Raw genomic sequence first — 5,415 nt, forward strand, 5'->3', positions numbered from 1 at the left:
AATCATTTTAAAGGTAAAAAAATTCCAATCAACTTTAACCAATTCACTTTCAAAATATCACCTCCATTTTTAAGAACTATTATATCAATAAACAGAAAAACAACCCCTGTAATATGAACTAAAGATTATAGGGGGTGTTTTAATGGTATTTCCTAGGGGCCATTATATAATTATAGACCCTATATTATTCTTGAATTTCAAATTCTGGTAATTCCTCAATTAATTCAAGGGTTCGCATACTTACTGTAATAACGGATAATAAGAGGTTCAAAATATATTTAGGATTATCACTAAATTCGTTAGGATCATCCGTTATTCCTGATTTTTTATCTGTTTTTACTTGATATTGATCAATAATCCATTCGATAGCTGGCCTTCCACTAACCACATACTCATAAGCTTTCTCTGGTATGTTCGAGATAGTTATTGAATTATTGAAAATAATAGTGTCTAAGGCTCCTTTTTTAGGATGTTTCATCTTAGTCACTTTATAATCATCAGAGCTAACTGACACCGTCACTCCAGGGTATGACACTTGTTTCTCGTAATTCAGATGCAGATTAGATAACTCCTTTCCAATCCGAATAAACGCTTCTTTATTTCGGACTAGCGGAATCCGCGCCAAGCTCTTTTTTAAATCATTGGCATACATATCCCGATATTCGGGTGAATGAAGCAAACCATACACATAATAAACAATGTCAGCCTTATCAATATCATAATTGCCTACTACATTGTCATATTTAACGTCAAGAAGCCCTGTCGTATCTTCCAAATTCTTCAAAAAACCTTTACCGGACGTAAGCAACGCATATTCTGGAACGTTATTTGTCATCAAGACAGAGAACTCGGAATTTGTGGACACATACAAAACCTTGTCATTAAGTGACATCGCAGTATCGTAGTTTGACGGACGGTGAATTAAATCTCGTCCATAATACAACCTTTTTCTGGACAGAGGATAGAAATATTTTTATAAGTTTATTAAATAACGAAGGAGCAACTTTAGCTACAAATCTTGCTATTTGTAAATCTACATTTTTTTATTGAAAAATAGATAGTTTATAGTTACAGTTGCAACTGCTTTAGCCGCGATTAAAATACTTTTCTCATTCATTTTAAATAAAGGGCTATGATGGGGATAATTTCCGCCGTCTTCAGGCTGTGCACCAATGTAAAAGAAAGTACTTGGTACAACTTGCCCATAATATGAAAAATCTTCAGAAGGATTTTGTGGTCCTAAATCGACTATATTATTGACTTCTGAAATATTCTGATCTTTTAAGCTGTCAACTACAAAGTGAGTGAGATTTTCTGAATTAAAGAGTACAGGATAGTTATCGTCATAATCTACAATCACTTCAACCCCAAAGGTTACTCCAACGCCTTTAGCAATTTGTTTCACTTGGTCTCGGATGACTTTTCTAGTTGTTTCTTTCATCATCCGAACATCCCCTTTTAACACTACTTTATCTTGTATAGCATTAAAACTTCCTGCTCCATCAAATGATCCAATAGTTACAGTACCCATGTCAAATGGATCTATTCTTCTTGAAATTACTGTTTGGAGTTCAGTTACAAAGTAACTAGCGGCTACTATTGCATCATTACTTAATTGTGGCATAGAAGCGTGACCTCCGTTTCCTTTGATTGTAATGGTGAAATTAGAACGTCCCGTTTGAGTTTCTTTATTATGATAGGCAATGACCCCTGTTTTAATTGTAGTCATCACATGAACCCCGATCATATTATCGACACCGTCAAGAGCTCCTGCTTTAATCATACCTTTGGCACCACCAGGAGATACTTCCTCTGCTGGTTGATGGACAATTCTAACTCTTCCCGGAAGTTCTTGTTTTATTTTTACTAGTTCTCTAGCAAGTACCATCAAATATGCAGTATGTGCATCGTGTCCACAGGCATGCATTACTCCTGGATTGACCGATTTAAAACTTAAATCATTATCTTCAAAAATAGCAAGAGCATCAAAGTCTGCTCTCAACGCAAGAGTTTTTCCGGATTTTCCACCTTCAATATCAACGATGATTCCAAATCCCTTTCCGATAAGTTTTGGTTCACAGTCAAGTTCTTTATAAAAGCCCATAATATACTTAAATGTTTCTTTTTCTTGAAAAGAAATTTCTGGGTATTGATGAAGATGACGCCTAATTTGAATCATTTCATTCTCATATTGTGTTAAGCTAGTCAACAAATTATTAAGTAGTTTCATATGATACCTCTAAACTTTCTACCCGAATTGCTAGTTAATTTCATTGGAAAATAAATAAGTCGTGCTATCCTAATCTTAAACCACTAAGCATTAGAAAGCGCACGACTTATATGACTTATAATAGCACACTTCCAAAAGTTTTTGTTTATTTACTGACAACCATTGAGACGCTTTATCAAACGAGGGTTTCCCTTGAGGTTCAAAACCGAAAGAACGTCCATCTCGCAACATCAGATTGCTTAGTTATCGCTTGTTACCTATGGGGCGTACTGCATTTTAGTGAAACACTTAAAGCTAAGCACCAATTGGCTCAAAGTTTATTTCCTAATTTCCTAGAATATTCTCGCTTTGTCCGCCGTTGTAATGCCCTCTTACCGAGTATCCAAGTCATTCGCCAAGCACTCGTCTTTAAAGAGGTTGAAGGAATGAGTGTATCCATTATTGACAGCTTCCCCATTCCTTTGTGTCAGCCTATTCGTAATTTCAGAAGCAAAGTTCTTGGAGATTATGCCAATGTTGGCTACAATGCTACAAAGGGACAGTACTTCTATGGATGTAAATGTCATGCTTTAGTCAGTGAATCAGGCTATGTCATAGACTACACAATTACTCCTGCTTCAATGGCTGATAGTTCAATGACCGAGGAAGTGTTGAGTCAATTTGGGACACCAACAGTCCTTGGAGATATGGGATATCTAGGTCAGTCACTGCATGAAAGGCTGGAATTAGAAGGAATTGATCTAATTACACCTGTCAGGAAGAACATGAAGCAAAAGAAAATCCTTTTCCCTAATTTTTCAAAACATAGAAAAGTGATTGAGCGAGTTTTCTCTTTTTTGACAAATCTAGGAGCTGAGCGTTGTAAAAGTCATTCGCCTCAAGGTTTTCAATTGAGATTAGAGATGATACTTTTAGCGTATTCTTTACTGTTAAAATCAGCTAAATCACTGGAACCAGAGACTTTAAGATATTCTATCGGGTATCAAGTCATGTATAAATAATCAACTAGCAATTCGGGTATATGGAGGATATTTCAATGAAAAAATTTTTTAAATATAGTAATTATTTATATTTTGTTGTGGCGATATTAAGTTTAATTGCTTATTTTACTAAGAAAGATATGGATAATAATTTTTGGTTAATTATGTTTTTTGCATGGTCATGTTTTGGTTTTACTTCTATGGCAAGAAAAAAAGATAAGGACAAAAACAATGAAAATAATTAAACGGACTTTATTATCTTTTATGGCATTTGACGTTAAGTCAAGTTTTTAGAGTAACAAACGTAGAATTTTAATCTATTTATTTTAAGCACTTACCTTTTCAAATTGATTAGGTGTAAGATACCCTAAACTTTGATGGATTCGTTTTGAATTATAAAAGGCTTCGATGTACCAGAAAATACTCTGATAGGCTTCTTCAAAGTTCTTATATTTAAATTGATACACCCACTCTCTTTTTAAATGTCCATGCCAAGATTCAAGACTGGCATTATGATAAGGGTATCCCCTTCGACTGAAAGAGTGAGTCATCCCATAATACTTAAGCAACTCTTCATACTCTAGACTCGTATACTGGCTTCCTTGGTCAGAATGAAGAATAACAGCTTCTGGATAGTCTTGTGATTTAATGGCCTTATTTAAAGTTCTTTGCACTAATTCTACAGTCATTCGCTTGCCCAAATCCCAAGCAATGACTTTTTTAGTATAACGATCCATAATGGTTGAGAGATAACCCCATCCTTGTTGAGTAGGAATATAAGTAATGTCGGTTGACCAAACCTTATTTTTCTTTGTAGGTTCAGTCTGTATGAGATTTTTTCGATTGATGTGATCACTTAGTGAGTATCCAGGCTTAAATTTCTTAATGACTACAGACTTGAGTTGAAGTTGTTTCATTAGCTTCTGTACCAGTTTTAACCCGACTTTTTCCTCTTGTTTAAGTAGAAGATGATGAATTTTAGGAGCACCATAGATTCCTCGGTTAGCATTGAAGAGTTGAGAAATTTTGAGTGACAGGTATTGTCTCCTTAATTGAGTTTTAGATGGATGTCGGTTAATCCGTTCATAATAACTTGATTCAGGAACATCAAGGAGTTGACAGCTTAGTCTGACATTGAGTGCTAAAGTTTGTATGGTTTGAGCCATATCCGCAGCACTCACTTCTTTTTCTCGGCGAATATGGTCAATACTTTTTTTAAGATGTCTCGTTCTTCCTTAACTTTAGCCAGTTGTCTTTTTAATTCTAGAAAATCAGCTTTAGAGACGGAGCTTTCATTAGATTTAGAGTAGAGGTCTATCCATTTATAAATTGTTGCAGGGGCCACGTCGTATTCTTTAGACAGCTGGGTGACGGATTGACCAGAATGATAGAAGGCGATAAGGGTTTCTTTAAATTCTTTTGAGTAGCGTTTTTTCATGTTTTTGTCCTTTGTCTAAATTATACAATAGTGACTCTAAGATTTAAGGATAACATCAATCTTTTGTTTTTTCCCGAAAAAAGAGTAATATAGAGATATGTTTAATTTTTTAAGTAAAAAAATATTTTAAAGAGGTAAATATACACATGCAAGGAGTTCTTCTCGCGCTTGTTCCAATGTTTGCTTGGGGTTCTATCGGATTTGTAGCTAATAAATTTGGTGGTGACGCTAAACAACAAACACTTGGAATGACTTTGGGCGCTTTTGTTTTTGCACTTATTGTTTTCTTATTCCGCATGCCAACGTTGACATGGCAAATTTTCTTAATTGGATTTATTGGTGGATTGCTTTGGGTAATTGGACAATTTGGTCAGTTTAATTCAATGAAATACATGGGTGTTTCAGTAGCAAGTCCGCTTTCATCAGGGAGTCAATTAGTAATTGGTGGCTTGATTGGGGTTTTTGCTTTCCACGAATGGACAAAACAAATTCAATTTATTCTCGGATTTATTGCGATGGCTGTTTTGGTAGTTGGGTTCTATTTCTCAGCTAAACGTGACCCAGAAAATGCAGTTGTTGAAGAAGGACGTAATTATACTAAAGGATTGACTGCTTTAACTTACTCAACTTTGGGATATGTTATCTATGTTATTCTTTTTAATAACTTAGCAGTACTTTGGTTCAATGTTCATTTTGATACATTGACAATTATCTTGCCAATGTCAGTTGGAATGATTTTTGGAGCACTTGTGATGGGTCGTTTCAAA

At 35.0% G+C, this 5,415-nt stretch carries 5 protein-coding genes; 2 read left to right on the forward strand and 3 right to left on the reverse strand.

The features are described 5' to 3' along the window. Window positions 1-184 precede the first annotated feature (184 nt). Both ACFY36_RS51775 and ACFY36_RS51780 read right to left on the reverse strand, forming a co-directional pair. Window positions 185-958, reverse strand: a complete 774-nt coding sequence (locus tag ACFY36_RS51775; protein WP_300697143.1) for a type ISP restriction/modification enzyme — start codon at window positions 956-958, stop codon at window positions 185-187. Window positions 959-1,033: 75 nt separating this feature from the next. Further along, entirely contained in the window at window positions 1,034-2,230 is a 1,197-nt protein-coding gene (locus tag ACFY36_RS51780; RefSeq protein ID WP_015082999.1) for a M20 family metallopeptidase, read from the reverse strand. Between the two features lie 110 nt (window positions 2,231-2,340). On the opposite strand from ACFY36_RS51780, the gene ACFY36_RS51785 reads away from it, so the two are divergent. Next, entirely contained in the window at window positions 2,341-3,231 is an 891-nt protein-coding gene (locus ACFY36_RS51785; RefSeq protein WP_499753325.1) for an IS982 family transposase, read from the forward strand. 305 nt (window positions 3,232-3,536) lie between these two features. On the opposite strand, the gene ACFY36_RS51790 is transcribed toward ACFY36_RS51785, so the two are convergent. Continuing rightward, a protein-coding gene (locus ACFY36_RS51790) for an IS3-like element IS981 family transposase (RefSeq protein WP_499753326.1) occupies window positions 3,537-4,648 on the reverse strand; the annotation gives its coding sequence in 2 pieces (ribosomal slippage) (window positions 3,537-4,432 and window positions 4,432-4,648; 1,113 coding nt in all). A 146-nt stretch (window positions 4,649-4,794) separates the two neighbouring features. Between ACFY36_RS51790 and ACFY36_RS51795 the strand changes: the two genes are divergently transcribed. Then, window positions 4,795-5,415, forward strand: a 621-nt coding sequence (locus ACFY36_RS51795) for a GRP family sugar transporter (RefSeq protein WP_499753327.1), incomplete at its 3' end; no start/stop codon positions are given.

It is taken from the genome of Actinoplanes sp. NPDC000266, from assembly GCF_042899005.1.
In the GTDB taxonomy this organism is placed as follows: Bacteria; Actinomycetota; Actinomycetes; order Mycobacteriales; family Micromonosporaceae; genus Actinoplanes.

Coding starts and splice junctions, on each gene's coding strand:
- ACFY36_RS51780 (WP_015082999.1), bottom strand. CDS start 2,230: ATGAAACTACTTAATAATTTGTTGACTAGCTTAACACAATATGAGAAT.
- ACFY36_RS51785 (WP_499753325.1), top strand. CDS start 2,341: ATGACTTATAATAGCACACTTCCAAAAGTTTTTGTTTATTTACTGACA.